This is a genomic window from Faecalicatena orotica (assembly GCF_003149245.1).
GTDB lineage: Bacteria > Bacillota > Clostridia > Lachnospirales > Lachnospiraceae > Faecalicatena_A > Faecalicatena_A orotica.
In genome coordinates this window covers 294764-317925 of the sequence record NZ_QGDL01000001.1, presented here as the reverse complement: position 1 = coordinate 317925, position 23162 = coordinate 294764, and the positions used below count along the sequence as shown (strand labels likewise).

19 protein-coding genes are annotated in these 23162 nt (G+C 35.9%); all 19 read left to right on the top strand.

Features of this window, described 5'->3' with window-relative positions:
- Nucleotides 1-79: 79 nt before the first annotated feature.
- Nucleotides 80-1396, top strand: coding sequence for a UDP-glucose dehydrogenase family protein (locus A8806_RS01415; RefSeq protein WP_109729832.1), 1317 nt, complete (start codon nucleotides 80-82; stop codon nucleotides 1394-1396).
- A 21-nt stretch (nucleotides 1397-1417) separates the two neighbouring features.
- Complete coding sequence (locus A8806_RS01410) at nucleotides 1418-2413, top strand: glycosyltransferase family 2 protein (protein ID WP_109729371.1); 996 nt, start codon at nucleotides 1418-1420, stop codon at nucleotides 2411-2413.
- Nucleotides 2406-3428 carry a glycosyltransferase family 2 protein gene (locus A8806_RS01405; protein WP_181368542.1) on the top strand — a complete coding sequence of 341 codons (1023 nt, stop codon included), beginning with the start codon at nucleotides 2406-2408 and terminating at the stop codon, nucleotides 3426-3428. The genes A8806_RS01410 and A8806_RS01405 overlap by 8 nt, the downstream gene beginning before the upstream one ends.
- Nucleotides 3429-3450: 22 nt before the next feature.
- The gene (locus A8806_RS01400) at nucleotides 3451-4431 is read left to right on the top strand and encodes a glycosyltransferase family 2 protein (protein ID WP_181368541.1); all 981 of its coding nucleotides are present in this window, start codon (nucleotides 3451-3453) and stop codon (nucleotides 4429-4431) included.
- Between the two features lie 20 nt (nucleotides 4432-4451).
- On the top strand, nucleotides 4452-5561 hold the full coding sequence (locus A8806_RS01395; protein ID WP_109729368.1) for a glycosyltransferase family 2 protein: 1110 nt from the start codon (nucleotides 4452-4454) through the stop codon (nucleotides 5559-5561).
- Between the two features lie 40 nt (nucleotides 5562-5601).
- Entirely contained in the window at nucleotides 5602-6534 is a 933-nt protein-coding gene (locus tag A8806_RS01390; protein ID WP_109729367.1) for a glycosyltransferase family 2 protein, read from the top strand.
- 43 nt (nucleotides 6535-6577) lie between these two features.
- Nucleotides 6578-7012 (top strand): sugar 3,4-ketoisomerase, encoded by a 435-nt coding sequence (locus tag A8806_RS01385; protein ID WP_109729366.1) that lies wholly within the window; start codon nucleotides 6578-6580, stop codon nucleotides 7010-7012.
- On the top strand, nucleotides 6990-10148 hold the full coding sequence (locus tag A8806_RS01380) for a hypothetical protein (RefSeq protein WP_109729365.1): 3159 nt from the start codon (nucleotides 6990-6992) through the stop codon (nucleotides 10146-10148). Before A8806_RS01385 ends, A8806_RS01380 begins: the two co-directional genes overlap by 23 nt.
- Nucleotides 10149-10180: 32 nt before the next feature.
- On the top strand, nucleotides 10181-11278 hold the full coding sequence (locus tag A8806_RS01375; protein WP_109729364.1) for an acyltransferase: 1098 nt from the start codon (nucleotides 10181-10183) through the stop codon (nucleotides 11276-11278).
- Between the two features lie 65 nt (nucleotides 11279-11343).
- Nucleotides 11344-12441 (top strand): DegT/DnrJ/EryC1/StrS family aminotransferase, encoded by a 1098-nt coding sequence (locus A8806_RS01370; RefSeq protein WP_109729363.1) that lies wholly within the window; start codon nucleotides 11344-11346, stop codon nucleotides 12439-12441.
- 11 nt (nucleotides 12442-12452) lie between these two features.
- Nucleotides 12453-12995 carry a GNAT family N-acetyltransferase gene (locus A8806_RS01365; RefSeq protein ID WP_109729362.1) on the top strand — a complete coding sequence of 181 codons (543 nt, stop codon included), beginning with the start codon at nucleotides 12453-12455 and terminating at the stop codon, nucleotides 12993-12995.
- A complete protein-coding gene (locus A8806_RS01360; RefSeq protein ID WP_181368540.1) occupies nucleotides 12988-14412 on the top strand; it encodes a lipopolysaccharide biosynthesis protein in 1425 nt (474 codons plus the stop codon). Before A8806_RS01365 ends, A8806_RS01360 begins: the two co-directional genes overlap by 8 nt.
- Before the next feature lie 419 nt (nucleotides 14413-14831).
- Nucleotides 14832-16268 carry an O-antigen ligase family protein gene (locus A8806_RS01355; protein WP_109729361.1) on the top strand — a complete coding sequence of 479 codons (1437 nt, stop codon included), beginning with the start codon at nucleotides 14832-14834 and terminating at the stop codon, nucleotides 16266-16268.
- The gene (locus A8806_RS01350) at nucleotides 16268-17374 is read left to right on the top strand and encodes a glycosyltransferase (RefSeq protein WP_109729360.1); all 1107 of its coding nucleotides are present in this window, start codon (nucleotides 16268-16270) and stop codon (nucleotides 17372-17374) included. The genes A8806_RS01355 and A8806_RS01350 overlap by 1 nt, the downstream gene beginning before the upstream one ends.
- A gap of 10 nt (nucleotides 17375-17384) precedes the next feature.
- A complete protein-coding gene (locus A8806_RS01345) occupies nucleotides 17385-18389 on the top strand; it encodes a glycosyltransferase family 2 protein (RefSeq protein ID WP_109729359.1) in 1005 nt (334 codons plus the stop codon).
- A gap of 50 nt (nucleotides 18390-18439) precedes the next feature.
- Entirely contained in the window at nucleotides 18440-19447 is a 1008-nt protein-coding gene (locus tag A8806_RS01340; RefSeq protein WP_109729358.1) for a glycosyltransferase family 2 protein, read from the top strand.
- A 2-nt stretch (nucleotides 19448-19449) separates the two neighbouring features.
- A complete protein-coding gene (locus A8806_RS01335; protein WP_109729357.1) occupies nucleotides 19450-20904 on the top strand; it encodes a flippase in 1455 nt (484 codons plus the stop codon).
- A 54-nt stretch (nucleotides 20905-20958) separates the two neighbouring features.
- Entirely contained in the window at nucleotides 20959-21912 is a 954-nt protein-coding gene (locus A8806_RS01330; protein WP_109729356.1) for a glycosyltransferase family 2 protein, read from the top strand.
- Between the two features lie 90 nt (nucleotides 21913-22002).
- Nucleotides 22003-23109 (top strand): DUF3048 domain-containing protein, encoded by a 1107-nt coding sequence (locus tag A8806_RS01325; RefSeq protein ID WP_109729355.1) that lies wholly within the window; start codon nucleotides 22003-22005, stop codon nucleotides 23107-23109.
- Nucleotides 23110-23162: the final 53 nt, after the last annotated feature.

Here is a 23162-nt window from a genome sequence, read left to right as displayed (position 1 = left end):
ATTCATACGGAAGTATGTTATATTATTTAAGAGCATGTCGAATTTTGCAAAAAAACAAATGAAGAACGGAGAATTTGAAATGAAGATAGCAGTTGCTGGTACCGGGTATGTGGGTCTTGTTACAGGGGTATGTCTGGCTAGTAAAGGCCATGATGTTACATGTGTAGACATTGATAAAGATAAGGTAGAGATTATGCAAAAGGGAGTCTCTCCTATTTATGAACCCGGACTGTCAGAATTAATGACGGAGAGTTTAGCACATCTTACGTTTACGACAGATTATCAAGGGGCATATCGTGATGCCGAAGTGATTTTTATAGGAGTAGGTACTCCGGAAAAGCAGGACGGCTCAGCAAATCTCTCCTATGTATATAAAGTAGCTAAGCAGATCGCAGAAAGTGTGGAGCGGGACTGCGTAGTCGTTGTCAAGTCAACAGTGCCTATCGGTACGAATGATAAGATTGAGGCTTATATTCATGACAAGCAGAAAAATGATGTGAAGATTTATGTGGCATCTAATCCAGAATTCCTTTCTCAGGGAACTGCCGTTAAAGATACCCTGCACGCTTCCAGAATTGTGATTGGTGTAGAGGATAAAGTGCCCGGGGAAATTCTAAAAAATGTATACGATGGATTCGAGGCACCAAAGCTTGTTGTAAAGAGACGTAGTGCAGAGATGATAAAATATGCATCTAATGATTTTCTTGCGTTAAAGATATCTTATGTTAATGAGATTGCTAATTTGTGTGAGATTGTTGGTGCTGATATCGAAGAAGTAACAGATGGCATGGGATATGATGCCAGAATCGGCAATAAGTTTTTAAGTTCAGGTATTGGATATGGTGGTTCCTGTTTTCCAAAAGACACGAAGGCCTTGAACTGGCTGGCTAATTTTAACGATAATGAAATCAGGACAATCCGTGCAGCCATTGAGGTGAATGAAAATCAGAAGTTTAAATTGATAAAAAAGGCGAAAAAGTACTACGACGATTTTCTGTTTTTGAATGTTGCTGTGTTGGGATGTACATTCAAACCGGGAACAGATGATTTGAGGGAGGCAGCTTCACTGGTGAATGTTCCATTGTTAATGGAAGATGGTGCACATGTGCGTGTATGGGATCCGGTCGGTATGGAGAACTTTAAAAAGCACTTCCCGGAAAAAATCCAGTACTGCAAGACAATAGAAGAAGCTATAACAGGGGCTGATCTGTGTCTGATCCTGACAGAGTGGGATGAAGTGAAGCAGTTTGATGTACAGAAGTATGAAGAACTGATGAATAAAGCGATTGTACTGGATGGCAGAAACTGTTATACATTAGATCAGATGAAGAATACAAAAGTAATTTATGATTCCATAGGCAGAAGTGCTGTGAATCAGGACTTACTTAAAAAATAAAGGAAACACGAGGGAGAAACTATGAAACTTATTATTCAGATTCCATGTTATAATGAAGCGGCAACGTTAGAAGTTGCATTAAATGACCTGCCAAAGCATATTGACGGTGTTGATGTAATAGAATATCTGATTATTAATGATGGAAGTACAGATGATACTGTAGAGGTCGCTAAAAATTGGGGCGTGAACTATGTTGTTAATTTCAGGAATAATAAGGGACTTGCCAGAGGATTTATGGCAGGTCTCGATGCATGTTTAAGGAATGGTGCAGATATTATTGTTAATACGGATGCAGACAATCAGTATTGCGGTGCGGATATCGAAAAATTGATTCAGCCGATTCTGCGTGGGGAAGCAGGAATGGTAGTAGGGGAACGTCCTATTGATGAAACGGAACACTTTTCACCGCTTAAGAAACAGTTACAGCACTTAGGCAGCTGGGTTGTAAGAAAAGCATCAAAAACAGATATACCGGATGCTCCCAGTGGGTTTAGGGCGTATAGCAGGCATACAGCTATGAGGCTGAATGTCATTAATGAGTATACATATACATTAGAAACAATTGTACAGGCTGGAAGGCAAAAGATGGCAGTTACATCTGTGCCGATTCGGACGAATGCTGAACTGAGACCGTCAAGGCTTTTTAGCAGTATGTTCGGGTATGTGAAGAAGTCTATGCTTACAATTGGACGTGCCCTTATGATGTATAAGCCGTTGTATTGTTTTACGTGTATTGCGGCAGTGTTTGGAATTGCCGGGCTTGCGTTAGGAGTACGGTTTATTGTTTATCTATGTATGGGAGCTGGAGATGGACATGTTCAGTCCTTAATTTTGGCTAGTATGTTAATCATTATTGCTGTGCTCTGCGGAGTTATTGGTTTACTCGGAGATGTTATTTCAGCTAATAGAAAATTGTTAGAGGAAATACAATTTGAGCTGAGAAAGATGGATTATGGTTCAGGACATGAGGAAGTGTTAACAAAAACCAAAAAAAGTGAGGATGTTAAAAATGACTAGTATAAAGAAGATTTCTGTTATTATACCAGTTTATAATGTAGAAAAATATTTGTCGAAATGTATAGATAGTGTTTTAAATCAATCTTTCAAAGATTATGAAATTATAATAGTTAATGATGGGAGTACTGATGGAAGTGGAAATATAATAGCGGATTATAAGAAAAAACATCCGGATTTAATAAAAGCATATGATAAAGAAAATGGAGGCTTATCGAGTGCTCGCAATTTTGCTATCGATAAGGTTTTAAGTGAGTATATAACTTTTTTAGATAGTGATGACTATCTGGATAGTGATTATTTAGAAGTTTTATATAAAGTGGCTGAAGAAAACAGTAGCGATATGGTTTGCGGTGGACAAAAGAAAGTGGATAAAGATGGAAATATATTGGCACGCTTGCAATATCCATTGAATAAAAATCCTAATACAATATTAAGAAGACTAAATATTTCGGGGAAGTTATATAGAAAAGATTATGTTGAAAAATATCATATGCGTTTTGCTGAAGGTAAGACATATGAAGATGATCCATTTAATCTTTTTATGATATTTATGGCAAAAAATTTAAAATTAGTTTCGTATGAAGGGTACAATCAATTAGTAAGGGAAGGCAGTATAACTTCTAAAAAAATCCAATCTTCAAAAATACCATACGAGGCATTGGAATACACAATAAGATATGTAAGTAGTCATAAAGAAATATGTAATGACTATAATGTTTTTGAATATACAGTTATGAGCTTTTTTACATATTTTATATTTCAGGCGAATAAAAGTCATGCATATTTGGCACAGGGAAAAGAAAGGAAAAGTGATTGCTCAGCAGTATTAGAATTTTGTGATTTTACTTTAAAATTATTAAAAAAATATATGCCTTTATATTATAAAAATAAGAATTTACCAATTTGGAAAAATACAGATTTACAGTTTAAACAGCGAATAGGAACTCTAGGATATGCTATTATGTGTAAATTTAATATAATAAAGCCAATAGTAAAACTTTACTATAAATTATAAACTTTGGGAGGAGACTAAAACAGTGGGTTTTCCATTGATTTCAGTAATTATACCTGTATATAATGTTGATACATATTTAGAAACATGTGTAGATTCAGTATTAGGGCAATCATATAAGAATTTAGATGTGATATTAGTAGATGATGGCAGTACGGATTTAAGTAGTTCTATATGTGATGAATACAAAAAAAATGATAAAAGAGTACAAGTAATTCATAAGACAAATGGCGGTCTTTCTGATGCAAGAAATTATGGGATTGATATTGCAAAAGGAATATATATTACATTTGTAGATAGTGATGATTTTGTGTCTGTTGATTATATTGATACTTTATTCAAATTGATAAGTGAAAATAATGCGGATATATCTATATGTAAAAATATAAAATTTAGTGAAGATGAGGAAAATATTCAGTTAAAAGCTAAAAATAATAAAGAGATAATATGTTTTAATAACCTTATGGCTATGCAAGATTTATTTTATCAAAAACATATTGAAAATAGTGCATGGGGGAAATTATATAAGTCAGAGTTATTTACAAATGTAAGATATCCTATTGGAAAATTATACGAAGATATGGGAACTACGTATAAACTTTTATATAAAGCGCGAAAGGTTATTTGGAGTTCGGCGGAAAAGTACTACTACTTACAAAGAGAAAATAGTATAATGAATAGAAAATTTTCAATAAGAAATATGGATCGTGTTATTATATCCGAGGAGATTCTAGAATTTGTTAAACATAATGTTCCAAGTATTGAAAATGCAGCTATTTCTAGAGCTTTTATTTCTAATGTTCAAGTGTTACGAGAAATACCACTTACCGATAAGAACTATGTAAAAGAAATTAAGTCTATCAAAACTAACATTCAAGTTTATCGTAAAATAGTGTTAATGGATAAGAATGCTAAGAAAATTAATAGATTAATAGCACTATCAACATATTTACCAATGGATTTCATTCAAAGTTGGGGAAAGATTTATAAAAAAATATATAAATAATTTGGAGATGTTAAAGTGAAATGGGAATAGTCAGTATTATCGTACCAGTTTACAACGGAGGGGCATATTTAGATAAAACAATAAAACAATTGCTGAAATCTGAATATGAAGATATAGAAATAATTCTTTTAGATGATGGATCGAAGGATGACAGTCTATACATATGTGAAAAAAATTCTCGAAATGATAAACGCGTGAAAGTGTTTCATCATGATAACATAGGCATTGCACAAACAAGAAATAAAGGTATTAGTTTATCAACTGGAAAATATATTTGTTTTTGTGATCAAGACGATTTAATAGATACAAGTATGTATGAAAAGTTATATAAGAGAATAGAAAACGATAAGAGTGATATTGCTATTTGTGGAACTAAAAAGATAATTGGTGATGATTTACAGGAGTTTGAAAAATTTAATGATGCTATATTGGATAAAAAGGATATTAAAAATAAATTAGTATATTCAATACTTTTTGATGGATATAATGGATACGAAGGTCTGGATGAAGGGCGAATTGGAAATTCTATATGGAAATGCATGGTAAAAAGAGATTTACTTATAAAAAACGACATTGAATTTCGGAAATTTATTGATTATGAAGATGATAGGACATTTCTTTTGGAAATACTAAGTTGTGCATGCAGAGTGTCGTTATTATCAGAATGCCTTTATTTTTGGAGAATAAATTTAAAATCAGAAACTTATAGAAGAAAATATATTATAAACATGAAAGAAAAAATGCAGAAGTATAGCCTTTATGAACAAAAGATTCTTACAAGGTTAGATATTCCGCCTCATATATTAAATCAATATTTTAAAATAGAAAGATGCAATAATTTAGTTCAATTGGTTGACAATGAATTCGGTGATATGAATGGGAGAACATTAAAAGAGAAAAAACGATTCCTGAAGCAAGAAGTTTGCTCATGGATGATTAATGATTGTTCAATATTTAGGAAAAAATTAAAACACAAACTAATAAAAAAGAAAGTTATATTATTTCTGTTGGCACACAATTGGGGGCTTGGAGCATACTTATTTGATGTTTTTTATCAGAAGATAAGAAGAATCGGTTTAAGATGTACTGCATGGACAAAAATTGAGCAAAGAGCCAGTGTCAAAAAGTAGACTTAACAGTTTATAAGAAGATTGATAGGAGGTACTATAAATGAAATGTAGTATAGTTGTGCTTACGTACAATTCACAACTAGAGAAGTTATTTCAGACATTAAAATCTATCTTAAATCAACAAAATCTTCACGAAATTGAAATAGTAGTATCGGATGATGGTTCAAAGAATAACTATTTTAAAGAAATTATTACCTTTTTTAAAGAACATGAATTTGAAAATTATAAATTAATATCTAGTGAAATAAATAAAGGAACAGTAGAGAATTTTTATGCAGGGGTGGAGGCCGCAAAAGGAGAATATATAAAGGGACTTGGATGTGGTGATTTATTATTTGAAAGCAATACTGTAACTAAAGTTTGTACGTATATGGAAGAAAATGCTGAAAAAATAGTATTCGGCTTGTTGAAAGCCTTTAAAATAGTGGACAGAGAATTAAACTATTGGGATTGTACTATCCCGATGGATATTAAGGCTTTTAAGAAGGAAAATCAAAATCAAATTAAACGTAATATTGTGGCCTGGGGCAAATTAATATCAGGGGCAAGCATATTTTGGGAAAAAAATAGTTTGATGGAATTGTTAAATGAGATTAAAGGCAGGGTTAAATATTGTGAAGATTATATACAAATTATAGCACTAGTAAAAGGCATAAAAATCAGTTTTTATGATGAAAACGTTGTATGGTATGAAATGGGGGAGGGGATTTCTACTTCAAACAGTCCTATTTGGCAGAAAAGGATAAAAAATGACTATGATTCCTTATTTATGTATATGGAACAAAAGTATCCAGATAATGAATATGTTTTAAAAAGGGTTAGAAAGTTACGTATAGGGGGATATCCAAAATTAATACGAGGCATAATAAAATTTTTGATAGATCCAGGTATGTTTTTTATATCTGTAAGAACTAAATTGCAGCAGAAACGTGGATATTATTTTGGGAAAAATGTCAAAGGTTTTTTAAATTAGAGAATTTCTTAAGAATATTGTGTCGATAAAGTGAGGAGAAAGTATGCAAGTAATAAAATATGCATTTCAACAGCATGGTGATTCTAGAGGGCAGTTAGTAGCCTTAGAGGAAATGAAAGATATTCCATTTACAATTAAAAGAGTATACTATATGTATGATACAGGAGAAGGTGTGCGACGTGGTTATCATGCCCATAAATCTTTGGAACAAATTCTAATATGTATACATGGATCCTGTAAAATAATGTTAGATAGTGGCTTTGAAAAAAAAGTGGTATCTTTGGAAAAACCGTATGAGGGTTTATATATTTCTAATAATATGTGGCGAGAAATGTATGACTTTTCATCAGATGCCGTATTACTAGTTTTAGCATCAGAACTTTATGATGAGAGCGACTATATAAGAGATTATGAGGAATTTTTAAAAATGGTTGAAAGAGGAGAGTTAGATACAAATGAGAGCAATGAAAGCAGGTAAGAAAATACACAATATTCAAAGAATAGATATAATGTTGATTATTGCCTTAAATGCTATTTTGTTGTTTTTTTGTTTGATGCACATTAAAGAACTGAATCAGATAATCGTAATTAATGATGAATTTGGATATTGGTCTATTGCTTCATCTCTTGCTGGAAAGAATTGGTCAGAATTAATTTCTAATACTCCTTTTTATAGTTTTGGTTATAGTATTTTGTTAGTCCCCCTATACTATTTAGGTATTCCTTCATATACGATTTATAAAGCAGCTATTTTATTTAATGCTTTAATTGTAGTTTCGGGTTTTGCGATTTCAATTATATGTGGAAGAAGAATATTCCCTATGATTGATAAAAAGGTTATTTTTATAATTTGTTTTTTGATTAATTGTTATCCAAATGTATTAGTACAATCCCAAATAGCGTGGACAGAATCATTATTAAATTTTTTGTTTTGGTCTGCAGTTCTGATAGTTCTTTCAATTGCAGAGAATCCAAAGTTATGGAAAATTATAATGTTTTTTGTTGTTTTGGGGTATATGTATTATGTGCATCAAAGAACAATTGGAATTGTATTTTCCGGTGCTCTCATTATAATATTACTATTTATCTTGAAAAAAATTCCTATGAAAAAAATGCTTTGGGGAATTATTGTTTTGATAATCCTTTTTATGATTCATATATATGTTAAGGGTGAATTAAAATCCTGGTTATGGTCAAATTCAGGTTTAAGCAATATGAATGATTTTAGCAATCAAACATCTTTGTTAAGTGCAGTTTTTTCTAAAGTAGGTTTGTCGAGTATATTTTATGGTTTTTTTGGTAGAGTGTTCTATTTCTTGGTTACAGGTGGAATTCTTTGGTATTGTGGGATTTCTCACATTATTGTTGATGTTTTACATACTCTTAAAAGTAGTATAATTAAAATAGTTACTCCAGTAGTGATTATGGAGATTTTTGTTTTATTATCTTTTTTAGCTACAGTTGCTATAGGTCTTACTAGTGTAACACAGGGGTTTCCTAGGGCTGACGCAGTTGTCTATGGAAGGTATATTGAAAATACTATAGGTCCTATATTGCTAATAGGTTGTGGGGTAGTATATCAAAGAAGACCATCTATTAAACAAATATTGAGCTATGTATTGCTGATTTTTTTATCAAGTACTATAACAACCCATATTCTTCAGATAATGGGTGATAGTACATTTGTTGATTTAGGGAGCGTTGGTTTAGCTAGTTTTTTCGAAAGTGCGGGAGGAAAAGAAGCTGTAACAAAAGCATTGGAATATGCACTTATTTTAAATGGCTCAGTATGTATTCTTTTATATAGTAAGCGGGAAAAAATAGCATGTCTGAGTGTTGTGGCTTTATTCCTAGGAAGTTGGTTATATACTGGAAATTATACATATACTCATACTATCAAATATATGCAAACTATTAAGATAGAAGCGAATGAACCTATAGTTGATTTATTGAAAAAAGCAAATGTTACAGAAATTTACTACATAAAAGATGAAAATTTGGATCCTTATTGCTCAAACCCTAAATATCTTCAATATTGGATTCCTGATATTACGATACATGTTATAGATCCAATTGATATAGACTCTATTCCTGAAAATAGTGTTTGGTTATGTGAGAAAGGTAGCAAAAATGTCCAAGAGTGGATTAAAGGAGCAAAAATTTTAAAAGAGAGCAATGAGTTATTTGTTTGTACACAAATGGATTCACAAGTAATTTTAGTATTAAAAGAATTAGGAGAATCTTTTGAAAAATTTTTGGATTTAAGTATGGCTGAGAGTGAAATTTGGGATGCTAAAGAAGCGGACTTCTTGTCTAATGGAGAAAGTGGATTTTTAGTGGAGCCTTATAAAGTAAAATTAAGTGCTGGCACATACAGTGCAAAATTTAATATGGAATTGATTGATTCTAATGGAAAGAAAAACATGGGAAAGTGTTCGGTTACGAAGAATAACGGGAAAGAAACTATAGCTGAAATAAAAATTGATGACGAGTTTTTAATGGGAGAGAATAATCAAATTCAGTTTTCCTGTATGGATTCGGAAGATATAGAATTTAATGTTGAGCTTAAGAAAGGGGTTATATTAAAATTAAATTCAATTTCCTATGAGAAGATTGCTGATAATTATGCCGTTGGCAAAGATTCTGTGAAGGATATACAAGAAGTGATAAATAATATTCAGAATATAGATTCTAAGCAGATTAATTATATTTCTAATTCAAAAGATTTGGAATGTGATTTTTCCTATTTGAATGAATTATATTCAGACATAAATATAAAAGCAATAAGTAAAGAAGATTTGGAATTGGTTTCTAATGATGCTTATATTATACTTGAAAGAAAAAATGAGGATATTTTTGAGTATCTAGACAACTATGATTGTTTAATTTACAATGCATTTTATATTTTAATTACAGCTAAAGATAATGGTATAGCACAAGTATGGAAGGAAAGCAATCATGAGGTGTATACAGATGGCTTTATAGATATTAATATGCTAAAGATGAGGACAGATGGGACAATTTGTTCAGATAATATAGTTTCTTTAAATCAGGGTACGTATGAAATTGATTTAGATTCAACGAACGTTGAGGGAAATGCTGAGATTTATGCAGATGATAAAACAGCTAATATAGATTTGCATTTTAATAAAGATAAAGTTCAAATATCTATAAGAAATAACGACCAGACTATATCATGGAAAATTAATAGTATAGGAGGAAAACAACCAGAAATTAGAATTAAGAGAATCAACAAAAAGTATCAATTTGATTTAGCTAGTGATGAAGGAGTAATTATTGATTCAGGAGAAGAAATAGAAATTCCTTTGCTTGAGGGGATTGATATGGGGACATATGATTTTATATTTACAGTTTCAAATATTATCAGCATATCGGACTTAGAAATAGAGTTATACAAAAAAGTTGATACTATTAATGATAATTTAATGAATATGATTGATAAAAACCAAAAGAAAAATGAACAGGGAGAAGTTCAGTTAAAATACCGATATAGTGTTGAAAAAGGTGGGAACCGGCAAATTAAATGTATTATAAAAAATAAGAGTAAAAAGCAAATAACATTGGAGAATATTCAGTTAGTAAATATAGACTAAGGTTACTAAATTTTTGAAGGGAAAATTGAACAGTGAAACGAGAATCTAAATTTGAACTACTTAGAATTGTTTTGATTTGTATGGTTATAACATTACACTATTTGAATCCTGAAATAGGTGGAGCGTTAGAATACACTAAAGGGACTGAAATTAACCATGTATTTGCACTAGTGCTTGAAAGTATCTGTATAATTGCAGTCAATGTATTTGTGATTATAACAGGTTATTTTGGGCTTAAACGTATGAGTCAATCTTTAAGAAAACCTTTTGGTTTGATTTTGTTAGTTATTGGATACAATTTGATTTCTCGTTTTGTTGAAGTTGGTATGGGAGAAAAAGCATTATCTATTAATACGATTTTAGGTATTTTTATACCAGCAAATTGGTATATAATTATTTATGTTGCATTAATATTGATAGCGCCATATATTAATTTTTTAATCAATAGTATTACAAAACAGCAACTGGAAAAATTGATTTGTTTAATGTTTACGATATTTGTAGTATGGAATACGGTATTTGATATACTTTTTGATTTATTTAATATAAAAATGTTAGGGGTCAGCACCATTACTAATAATGGTTCACAATCGGGATATAATATTGTTAATTTTATATTACTGTATATTATAGGAAGCTATATAAAAAAGTATAATATAACTATAAAAATAAAGTATCTTTTAACTATATATATTAGTGCATTATTCTTAACAATATTGATGGGAAATTTTACTTCTACTAGTTGGAATTATGATAACATTTTTGTTATTATAATGAGTGTGAGTTTTTTTGTTTTATGGAATCAGACAGTTGAGATTGGTAACAAGCGAATCATAAATGTAATTGCAAAGGGTACATTAGGTATATATATTTTACATACTAAAAAAGTGATAACAGAGTTTTTATGGGGGATGTTTTCCATTGAGTTATATTCTCATGGTGGTATAGTACTTTTTATTATAAATCTATTGCTATGTGTAGTAATAACCTATATAATTTGTTACGTTTTTGATATGCTATGTAGAAGCATAGTTAGGCCTATTTCAATATTATTAGATAGAATCAAACTCTTAAATAGTAATATTGTACAATTAGGTATAAAATTTGATGAAGGTAAAAAATCAGAATAAAATTTTTGTGGAATTATATAGTTTATAGGTTTCTTATAGAAAAGAATAAAGGAAGAGTGATATTTATGGAAGTTTTATTTTCAACAGTAAAGAAAATGCATGAAGAAATAAAAGAAGAATTATTGAATGACTTTAGACGAGTTTTTGAAAGTAATTGGTTTATAACTGGAAAAGAGGATGCTAAATTTGAGCAAGCATTTGCTGAGTATCAAAATCGCAAATACTGTATAGGCTGTGGGAATGGACTAGATGCTATGATGCTTAGTTTAAAGGCGTTGGGGATTTCAACGGGGGATGAAGTAATAATCCCCTCTAATACGTTCATAGCAACAGCATTAGCAGTATCTTATACTGGTGCTACACCCATATTTGTGGAGCCAAGGATCGAAACTTATAATATAAATCCAGAGTTGATAGAAGAAAGAGTTACTTCTAAAACAAAAGCGGTTATAGCGGTTCATTTATATGGTCAGCCAGCAGAAATGGATAAAATTTGTAATATAGTCAAAAAGCATAACTTATTTTTAATAGAAGATTGTGCACAAGCTCATGGTGCAATATATAGGGGAACAAAAATAGGACGATTTGGAATTTCTGCTGCCTTTAGTTTTTATCCAGGAAAAAATTTGGGGGCACTGGGGGATGCAGGAGCTGTTGTTACTGATGATGAGAATCTTGCAGAAACAATAAGAGCATTATCTAATTATGGTTCTATTGAAAAATATAATCATATTTATCAAGGGAACAATTCAAGGTTAGATGAAGTTCAAGCGGCATTGCTATATATCAAATTAAAATATTTAGACAAATGGAATAAAGAAAGGCAAAGAATAGCACGCAGATACCTAACTGAAATAAAAAATTCTAAAGTACTATTACCTAAGATAATAGACGAGGTTGAACATGTATGGCATATTTTTGCAATTCGTTGTAGAGATAGAGATCGGCTAGAGCAATATTTGGAAGAAAGAGGGATTGGGACTAATAAGCATTATCCAATACCATTACATCTTCAAAAGGCATATCAGGATTTAAATATACCAAAGGGAACGTATCCAATTGCAGAGGAAATTTCAGCTACGGAACTAAGTATTCCTATGTATTATGGTATGACAGATGAAGAAATAAGATACGTGATTGATTCAATAAATGAATTTGAATAGAGGAAATTATTATGTATTTAAGAAGATTAAAGGAAAAAGATGCCTTTTGCATGTTAGAATGGATGCATGACCAGGAAGTTGTAGTGCATATGGCTGCAGATTTTATGCACATGACAATAGACGATTGTCTCCAATTTATTAATAAATCAAATGAAGACGAGAGTATTACATTAAATCGTGCAGTTTGTACAGATAGTGATGAATATTTGGGGACCATTAGCCTAAAAAATATTTCGAGTTTAGATAGCAATGCAGAGTATGCAATTGTCTTAAAGAGAGCTGCAATAGGAGGTGGAGCAGCAAAATTTGCAACAATGGAGATTTTAAAATTGGCTTTTGATGAATTGAATTTGCACAAGGTATATTTGTATGTTAGAAGTAGTAACATTCGAGCACAGAAATTTTATAATAAAATAGGATTTAGAAACGAAGGTGTTTTTCTGGATCATGTTAAAAACAAAAAGGGTGATTTTGAAAATCTAATTTGGCTGGCTTTATTGAAGGATGAATTTGAAGAACTGTCGAAAAAGAGATCGGAAGATAAGAATGAATAGATTTAAACTTTTTATAGAAAATTTTCTCGTGTATGGATTAGGCGGAATGATTAGTAAAATCGTTCCGTTTATTATGCTACCAATTGTTACCAGAATGATGCCTAATACCTTTTATTTTGGGTTAAATGATATATCCACAGTAGTAGTTTCTTTTGGTCAAGCGCTTGCAATAATGGGGATGTATGATGCTTTATTTCGTATGTTTTTTGAAAATAGCAGTCAAGAGTATAAAAAAGAAATCTGCTCAACTGCATTGACATTTACATTTATTACTTCAGTAATTATTTTTATAGCCATGATAATATTGAGAAAGCCACTGGCCGCTGTTTTTTTTAGCAATCGTAAATATGCGAATTTGTTGTGTCTTTCTGCAATGAGTATCCTTATTGGTGCTACTAATTCTATCGTTTCAGCACCGACACGTATGCGGAATCAGCGTAGAATTTATCTTATTACGAATTTTTTAAGTCCGGTAATATCTTATAGTATATCTATACCATTATTACTAAAGGGATACTATATTATCGCTCTGCCACTGGCTTCTATTCTGGCTGCATTATCTGTAGAAATTATTTTTATTGTTCTAAATCGAAAATGGTTCAGTTTTAAAATAAATAAAAGATATTTGAAAGATATGTTGATAATTGCATTGCCTTTAGTACCAAATTTTCTAGTTTACTGGATATTTAACTCATCAGACAGATTGATGATTTCTAAATTGATTGGTACAGAATGGAATGGTATTTATGCAGTAGGCGCTAAGATTGGACAGATTAGTCAACTCATTTATACGGCATTTGCAGGGGGGTGGCAATTTTTTGCATTTTCAACCATGAAAGATAATGATCAGGTTAAAATGACCTCTAATATTTTTGAGTATTTAGGAATAATTACATTTTCCACAGGAATGCTTATGGCATCCCTTAGTAAAGTTGTTTTTAAACTTTTGTTTTCGGAGGCGTATTTGGCAGGGTATATTGTTATGCCTTATTTATTTGTATCGCCGTTGTTACTAATGCTATATCAAGTGGTTGTAAATCAGTTTCTGGTAGTTAAAAAGACATGGCCGAGCGTTATTATTTTAGGAGTTGGAGCAATAACCAATGTTCTTATCAATGCGTTGCTTATTCCGGCAATTGGAATTGAAGGGGCTGCTATAGGAACATTTTTAGGGTATGTAGCAGCTATTACTGGAGTTATTATTGTACTAAGTAAAATGAAATTAGTAAGTATTTCAGGTAAATTCTATTTTTGTATAATATTATTTATAGGTTTTAGTTTGGCTTGGAGATTAGTATTCCTAAATAATTATGTTATCTGTTTATTACTGTCAGTAGTAGTGATTGGAATATATGTGGGTATGTATAGAAAAGATTTATTTAAAGTTCTAAAAAAAGATGAGGTGAATAGAAGGTAGTGTATAATGTTATGCAATATCGTGCCATTGTGAATTCCTCAATTATTTATGTTTGTCGATATTTATAAAGGAAATGTTAAATTTGGTAAAATTTTAGCCAGGATACTGGTGTGCCTACCTGCTGGTTGGGGATGAAGTCTTTGACCTCAAAAAGATGGAAGACGGGGGTCGGCAATGACATGAGGAGATGATAAAAAAATATTAACTTGATGAAATTGCCGTGGAAATCGCAGATACACTGGGCATCTTATGACAAAATACGAAAAATGAAAATTCAGGTCGAATCTGGATTCCTGACAAAAACTTGATTTTAGGATGAAAAAAGTATAAGATAGCATAGAGAGAAAGCAAGGGGGATAAAAATTAGCAGGATGATTCATGGGATGATCCAGATGCAAAGAAAAGGGGTTTAAGGATTATTGAGACTTATTAAAAAGGATTACGTTCGTATACTGGAGTGGAGCTTTAAAATCACATATTTACTACTGGGACTAGCTACTTTTAATGTATTTTTGTATTCATCTCCGATACAGCCATTGCTTGTGAAGCTTTGTCTGGTTCTTGGAATGCTGACTTTGTTGGGAAGGCTGATTTTTTTCAGGGACTATATAAAGACACCGGGCTGGATTGTGCTGGGCTTATTCTGCGCTAGTTTTCTTCTGTCCATAATCGTGAACCGGTCTTACGGGCAGGCGGCGTCGGATCTGAAGTGGCTGATATGGACGGGAATGTTGTTCTTCCTGCTTTACGCCTGTGATAGTTCAAGGTCTGTGCAGGCATATAAAAAAGAATTTACTGTTGTGGCCCATATTATCATGATATATGGTGCGCTTTCCGCGGCAGCGGGACTTATTATGATGAAGACTCTTTACTACAAGGCATGGTTTACAGGAGATGGTGAGACCATGTTTGCGGGATTCAGATGGGAGCGTCTCTGGGGAGTTTATACAGATCCAAATTACGGCGGTGTATTGAGCACAGCTGCTATTTTGATGTGTCTATATTTTTTACTGGAAAAGAAAGGGCTTTTAAAGAAAATCTTATACATCATCATGATAGTATTAAACTGCGGTTATTTGGTCTTTAGTGATTCCCGGACAGCGGAAGTTTGTTTGATCGCGGCAGTGGGGTTCTGGTTTATTTATTCGGCTGTTATGAAAAAGAGTAAAATTAAAGGGGTCTGCATTAGTCTTGTTGTGATGGCAGTGTTCGCGGCTGCATTTCTGGGGGGATCGTCTTACCTGAAGTCAGAGGTCAGCACGCAGGTGCAGAAGCAGATGGATATCAAATTGAAAAAGAACGCGGCAGGGAAACCAAAGCAAACGTTGAATGATCAGCAGACCAGACATGATAAGAGCAGGAAACAGGGGGTAAAGGATGATTTCAGCAGCGGCAGGATAGCACTCTGGACGGGGGGACTGGAAGTGTGGAAGACGAAGCCGGTTCTGGGAACTGGATACAATTCGTTTCTTCCATTTGTGAAAGACAGACTGCCGGACAGCTATCTGATTAATAATCCGCAGGGTGAGTACGTGAGCCTTCACAATACTTATCTGAACATCCTTGCTTATCAGGGGATCGTAGGATTTGTAATTTACGCTGCATTCATGATTCTGGTACTGATACGCTGGTGGCGCGGGCAGCGCTTTGTTAAGGCGGAAGACAGGAACTATATTGCCGTACTGAGTGCATGCGTTATAATAGCGGCAATATCAATGTTATTTTTATTAGACGGACTGTATACGAATTCACCGGGAAGCTTTGCACTTTGGACCTTCCTGGGATATCTGATGCATTATACAGTTAAGGAAGGCGGCAGTTTTGTACAGATACAGGAAAACATGGAGAAGCAGTGATGAAAAGAGTATTGGCAGGCTTTATCATGGATGGCAGGAGCGGTGGAATTGATAAATACCTTCTGAACTTTCTTGAAAATGTGCGGGGGGATGATGTAGGAATTGACTTTCTCACGAATGAAATCGACCCGGAATTGGAAAGTTATCTAAGAGAGCGGAAATCAAGAATTTTTGCAATAGCCAGTTTAAAGCATCCGGTGAAACAGTACAGACAGGTCTGTAAGATTATAGAACAGGGAAGATATGATATTGTATATCTGAACATATCCACTGCGATTGACTGTGCGGCGGCATGGGCCGCGAAGAAGATGCGTGTGAATCGCATCCTTCTGCACAGCCATTCAAGTGGGAACGACATTGAAAGCGCGTTGAAACGTAAAATATTTGATATTATCCATTATATTTGCCGGCTGACCCTGTACAGGACGGCCACTGATTATTATGGATGTTCTAAAAAGGCTGGGTTGTGGATGTTCCCGGCAAAGATTGTTGAGTCCCCTGATTTTTCTGTGATCTTTAACGCAGTGGATACGGGGAGATTTCAACACAATGTGGAAATAAGAGAAGAGATACGCGGTGAATTGAGGATAACTGACCAGTTTGTTGTGGGCCATGTGGGAAACTTCGTTTATCAGAAGAATCACTTCTTTTTAATTGACGTTTTTGAAGCACTGAAAAAAAGGTGCCCCGAAGCTGTACTTCTGCTTGTAGGCACGGGGGTCCGGTTTGAGCAGGTAAAAGAGACTGTAAGGGAAAAGGGGCTGGAAGACAGTGTAAAGCTTCTGGGATTTCGAAAGGATGCTGACAGGCTGTTTCAGGGAATGGATTTTTTTGTTCTCCCTTCTAATTTTGAGGGACTTCCGACTGTCGGTGTGGAGGCTCAGTGTGCAGGACTGCCCTGCCTGATGAGTGATACGATTACAGATGAGGCAAAAATAACTGGTCACTGCTGGTTTTTATCCCTGAAAAAGAGTCCGGAGGAGTGGGCTTCCTTCATTCTGTCTCACAGGCAGGAACAGGACAGAGAAGCAGTCCGTATCGGCGAGGGATCTGACTATAGTCTGGAACAGCTGAAAAAGCAGCAGAAATATTTATTATATCAATAAGGAGTATGCGATGGAGTTAGCCAGTATAATTGTTCCTGTTTATAATATTGAAAAGTATATAGAAGGATGCGTGGAAAGCCTTCTTGCACAGAACTATGCGAAGACAGAGATTATTCTGGTAGATGACGGCGGGACGGATAAAAGCGCCGGAATCTGTGATGAGTATGCCGAAAAATATTCCAGAGTGAAGGTTCTGCATAAGGAAAATGGAGGCCTGAGTGATGCAAGAAACAAGGGGGCAGAGCAGGCTCACGGGAAATATTTGTTTTTTGTAGACGGTGACGACACGGTATCACCCGATATGGTGGAAAAGGCTGTCTTCTGTGCAGAAGAACTGCATGCGGACATGGTGTTCTTTGATTTTGAATCCATCGAAGAGGATACTGGGCGCAGAGACCGGTACCACTATGGTTTTCCTCAGAATCAGTGTATGAATGCAAGATCGAATCCGGAACTTTTGATCAAGTCGCCTTCGGCATGCTGCTGCTTATACAGCAAGGCATTCTGGGATGAATCGGGAATCCGGTATCCGGAAGGGCTTCACTATGAAGATCTGGCGACAACTCCGAGATTTATTATAAAAGCCCAAAAGATCGGGTATGTGGGAGATTCGCCCAAGTACTATTATATGCTGCGGCAGGGTTCCATTATGCGGAGCAATAACTTCGAAAGGAGCTATAAGGACCGCACCTATGTGATGAATTTCCTGATGGATTACTTTAACGGGCAGCATCTGGAAGAGGAATTTAAAAAAGAACTGGAATATCTGGTTTTCCAGCACTGTTATTTTATTCCGTCAAAGGAGATTATTCTGGCAGATACAAAGAGCATATGGCTGGACAGATTTCGGAAATATGCAGTCTCAAAATATCCGGATATCATGAAGAATCCTTATATCAGCGAGCTGTCCGGAAAGGATAAGATTCTGCTCTTTTTTATGAAACGGAGGATGTACCGTGTGATGAATCTGCTTTCCGGTATGCGAAAAGCGAAAGACCGTATGAAAGGACAGTAGTTTCTGATTCTGAACGATTAGTATGATAAGGAAAAAATAGGAGATAAACTATGGAGAAAGTATTAACAGTTACGATCCCGTCTTATAACGTGGAGAAGTATCTGAACCAGACACTGGATTCATTTCTAGATGAGAGGATTTTAGAGGATATTGAAGTGCTGGTCGTGGATGACGGATCAAAGGATAATACCGCGCAGATCGGGAAGGAATACGAGGAAAAATATCCACAGACTTTCCGCGTAATCTCCAAGGAGAACGGCGGACATGGTTCCACCATTAACCGCGGAATTGAGGAAGCGCGCGGTGCCTATTTCAAGGTTGTTGACGGAGATGACTGGGTAAATACGGAAGATTTTGTCAGGATGGTACAGGCTTTAAAGTCATGCACAGCGGAATACGTGGTGACGAACTATAACGAGGTGAACGATACGACAGGTGAACTGACACCAGTAGAGTTCAGAGAATTTGCAGGAAGAGAGGTCTGGGATTTTGAAGAAGCATGTAAAATCAGACAGATGAGCATGCACGCACTCGTTATCAGGACTTCGGTATTAAAAGAGAATCATATCCGTTTGGATGAACATTGCTTCTATGTGGATGTGGAGTATATCCTGTTCCCAGTGCCTTATGTAAAGACCGTGCAATATCTGGACCTGACCGTATACATGTACCGGCTTGCCGTCATGACGCAGAGCGTCAGTATTCAGGGGTATCAGCGGCATATGCAGAACCATATCGATGTGATCATGCATCTGACAGAATTTTATGAGAGCATGAAACAGAGTTGTTCACCTGAGAAAGTTGAGTATATCGGAAAAAGGACTGCACAGATGATCGGCGATCAGATCACAATATTTATGAGTTTTCCGGAGGATGATATGGAGATCCGGAAAAAGTTTATCACTTTTGATAGAGAACTCAAGAATAAGAGTGCAGATATTTATGAGAGGGCGGGAATGGAAAGCGGCAGTCTGCGGATGTTTAGAAGACTGCATTTCAAAGGATATACCTGGGTTGCGAGATTCTGTAAGAAACGCAACCGCATAGGAGAAGACTAGACATGAAGATACATTCCATAAAGTTTAACTTTATTATGAATGCCCTGCTGACAGTTTCGGCAATCATTTTTCCTCTCATTACATTCCCGTATATTTCCAGGGTACTGTTGGTTGACGGGAGCGGTAAAGTAGCTTTTGCGATTTCTGTTGTCTCATACTTTACAATGTTTGCATCTCTGGGGGTGCCTACGTATGGGATTCGTGCGTGTGCAAAGGTCAGGGACGACAGGGAGAAGCTTTCGGCTACGGTACAAGAACTGCTGATTATCAATGGGATTACGACAGCGGCGATTTATGTGGCATTTTTCCTGAGTCTTGCCGTGATCCCGAAATTCAATGAGCAGAGAATCCTGCTGACTGTTGTCAGCTTTTCCATTGTGTTAAATACAATGGGGATTCAATGGCTTTACAGCGCCCTTGAACAGTATTCTTACATTACGTTCTGTGCGCTTGGATTTAAGGTAGTGGGCCTCGTCCTGATGTTTGCTTTTGTGCATTCACCGAAAGATTATATTATATACGGTGCAGTCAGTGCCTTTGCGAGTTATGGCTCCGGTATTTTGAATTTTATTAACATGAAGAAGTTTGTTTCCCTAAAGAAGACGGCGAGCTATGATTTCAAACGCCATATCAGGCCGATACTGACTTTTTTCTTTATGTCCGCGGCAGCGAGTATTTATTTGAATCTGGACATGGTAATGCTTGGCTTTATGAAGACAGATACGGATGTCGGATACTATAATGCAGCCATTAAGGTAAAAACCGTTCTGGTAAATGTGGTAACCTCTTTAGGAACGGTGCTTCTGCCAAGATTATCTTTCTATATCGAAAAGGGGGAGATGGAAGCATTCCGGAAAACGGTCGTGAAAGCGGTTAGATTTGTCGTGACTGCCGGAAGTGCACTCATGGTGTTCTTTATAATTTTTGCGAGGGAATCGATACTGATCCTGTCGAAAGAACCATTTTTGCCAGCCACGTTTCCCATGCAGCTGCTGATGCTTACTGTACTGCTGATCGGGTTGTCTAATATTACAGGAATCCAGATTCTGACGCCGATGGGCAGGGAGGATAAGGTGCTGATATCTGTCGTGGCAGGGGCAGTTGTGGATTTTGTGCTGAATCTTTTCCTAATTCCCCACTTTGCATCTGCGGGGGCGGCGTTTGCAACGGTTATGGCAGAGCTTGTGGTACTTATAATTCAGTGTGTGTACCTGAAAGATATGCTTAAGGGACTGCTGACAGATGTCAGGGTTGGAAAGGTAGCTTTCGCGCTGGCTGCTGCGAGTATCCTGTCTGTACTGCTTAAGACTTCCACGGATCTGGGACCGTTCGTAACCATGCTGATTGCTGCATTCTTATTTTTCGGGAGTTACGGCGGTCTGCTGCTGGCTATGAAGGAACCGCTTGTCACGGAGATTGCAGATATGGGAGTCAGGGCTGTCTTGAAAAGAAAATAGCCCTGTTTAAAGAAGAGATAGAGAAACTTTATTTACAGACTAAGGAAGAGTGAGATGAAGAGAGAAAAAGTAACGTTGATTGTTCCCTGCTATAATGAAGAGGAAGTGCTCCCGTATTTCTACGAGGAGTTTCAGAAGATATGTACCCAGCTTGAAACATATGAAATGGAAGTTCTTTTTATAGATGACGGTTCGAAGGACAATACATTGAAAATCGTGAAAGATCTGGCGAAGAAAGATGAGAGGGTGAAATATCTTTCTTTTTCCAGAAATTTTGGGAAGGAGGCTGCTATCTATGCCGGCCTGAAAAATTCTGACGGCGACTATGTTGCGTTGATGGATGCAGATCTTCAGGATCCCCCGTCGCTTTTGCCGGAGATGCTGAAGGCGGTGACAGAGGAAGGGTATGATTCAGCTGCCACCCGCAGGGTAACGAGAAAGGGAGAACCGCCGATAAGGTCGTTCTTTGCACGCAGGTTCTATGGACTGATGAATAAGATTTCTTCTGCGGAGATCATGGATGGGGCGAGGGATTACCGTCTGATGAACCGGAAGTTTAAGAATGCGATTCTTGAAATGAGTGAATATAACCGCTTTTCAAAAGGCATTTTCGGCTGGGTCGGATATAAAACGAAATGGATTGAGTTCGAGAATGTAGAGCGCAGGGCGGGAGAGACGAAATGGTCCTTTTTCAAGCTTTTCCGTTACAGTATGGAGGGGATCATCGGATTTTCCACGGCACCTCTTGCGATGGCATCAGTACTTGGCATCGTGTTTTGTGCAGTGGCGTTTCTGTTCATGGTTATTATACTGGTAAAGACACTCTGCTTTGGGGATCCAGTGGCAGGATGGCCGTCCATGACCTGCATTATCCTGTTGCTGGGAGGAATCCAGTTGCTCTGTATGGGGATTCTGGGTATGTATTTGTCCAAGACCTATCTGGAAACGAAGAACAGGCCGATATATTTATGCAGGGAGAGCAATCTGGAGGAAGCAATAGAAGATTAACGGGTTGCATTTCATGGTGTATCTGCTAAAATGTAAGAGGCAGCATACTTAATTAGAAATATTTCAATATTTTACCAAGGGGGTATGAATATGAAGAGGTTAAAAAGAGCAGGCGTTGTCCTTCTGGTTATGCTGATGATTTTCAGTATGGCAGGATGTAAGAAAAAAACAGAAGCGCCAAAAGAAGAAACGAAGAAAGAAAAAACAGAAGAATCGAAGAAAACAGAACCGGTTGAGACTAAAGAGCCGGAAGAAGCACCAGCGAATCAGAATCTTCTGACAGGGCTTGGCGACCTGACTGATGGGGCAATCGGCAAAAGACCCGTAGCAGTCATGGTTAACAATGTGCAGGACGCGCTCCCGCAGTATGGAACCGGAAAGGCTGACATTATCTATGAGATTCCGGTAGAAGGTGATGTGACACGTTTAATGGCAGTCTACGGGGACTATACAACCGTTCCGAAGATTTGTGCGATCAGAAGCTGCCGCTATTATTTCCCGGCGTTTTCAGAAACTTATGACGCATTCTATGTAAACTGGGGAATTGATGACAGCATTGCTGACTATCTGGAGGCATTGAATCTGGACCAGTATGACGGGATTAATAATGCAGGGGGATTGTTTGGGCGTGATCAGGACAGGCTGAATAAGGGCTATTCTCTGGAGCACACCGGATATTTTGACGGTACAAGGTTTGCAGAAGTGGTACAGTCCGAGGGAAGAAGAACAGATCTGGCAGACGATAAGAAGGGTACTGCATTCAATTTCAACGGGGTAAATGAACAGCTTAAGCCGGAAGGTTCTGACTGTAAGACAGTCAGCATTGATTTCGGAGCGGCATCAGCAACACTGACATATGATGAGGTATCTAAGACGTATCTGAAACAGATCAACGGCAATCCCCAGATGGACGAAAGCACCCAGACACAGCTGGCATTCACAAATGTGTTCGTACTGGAGACAGATATTTCTGTGAGAGACGATATCGGACATAAGCAGCTGAACTGGAATGGCGGAAATAATTATACCGGATACTATGTATCAAACGGGGCTGTCCAGAAAATACACTGGTACAAGGATGCTAATAATGAAAGGTCCGATTTGCACCTTGTGGATATGAATGGGAATGAAATAAAAGTAAACCGCGGGAAAAGCTATATAGCAGTAAACTATCCCGGACAGAGTCAGTTCCAGTAGGAATTGAAAGAAATGCGGCTGGGTTTTCCTCAGCCGTATTTCATTATACAGAG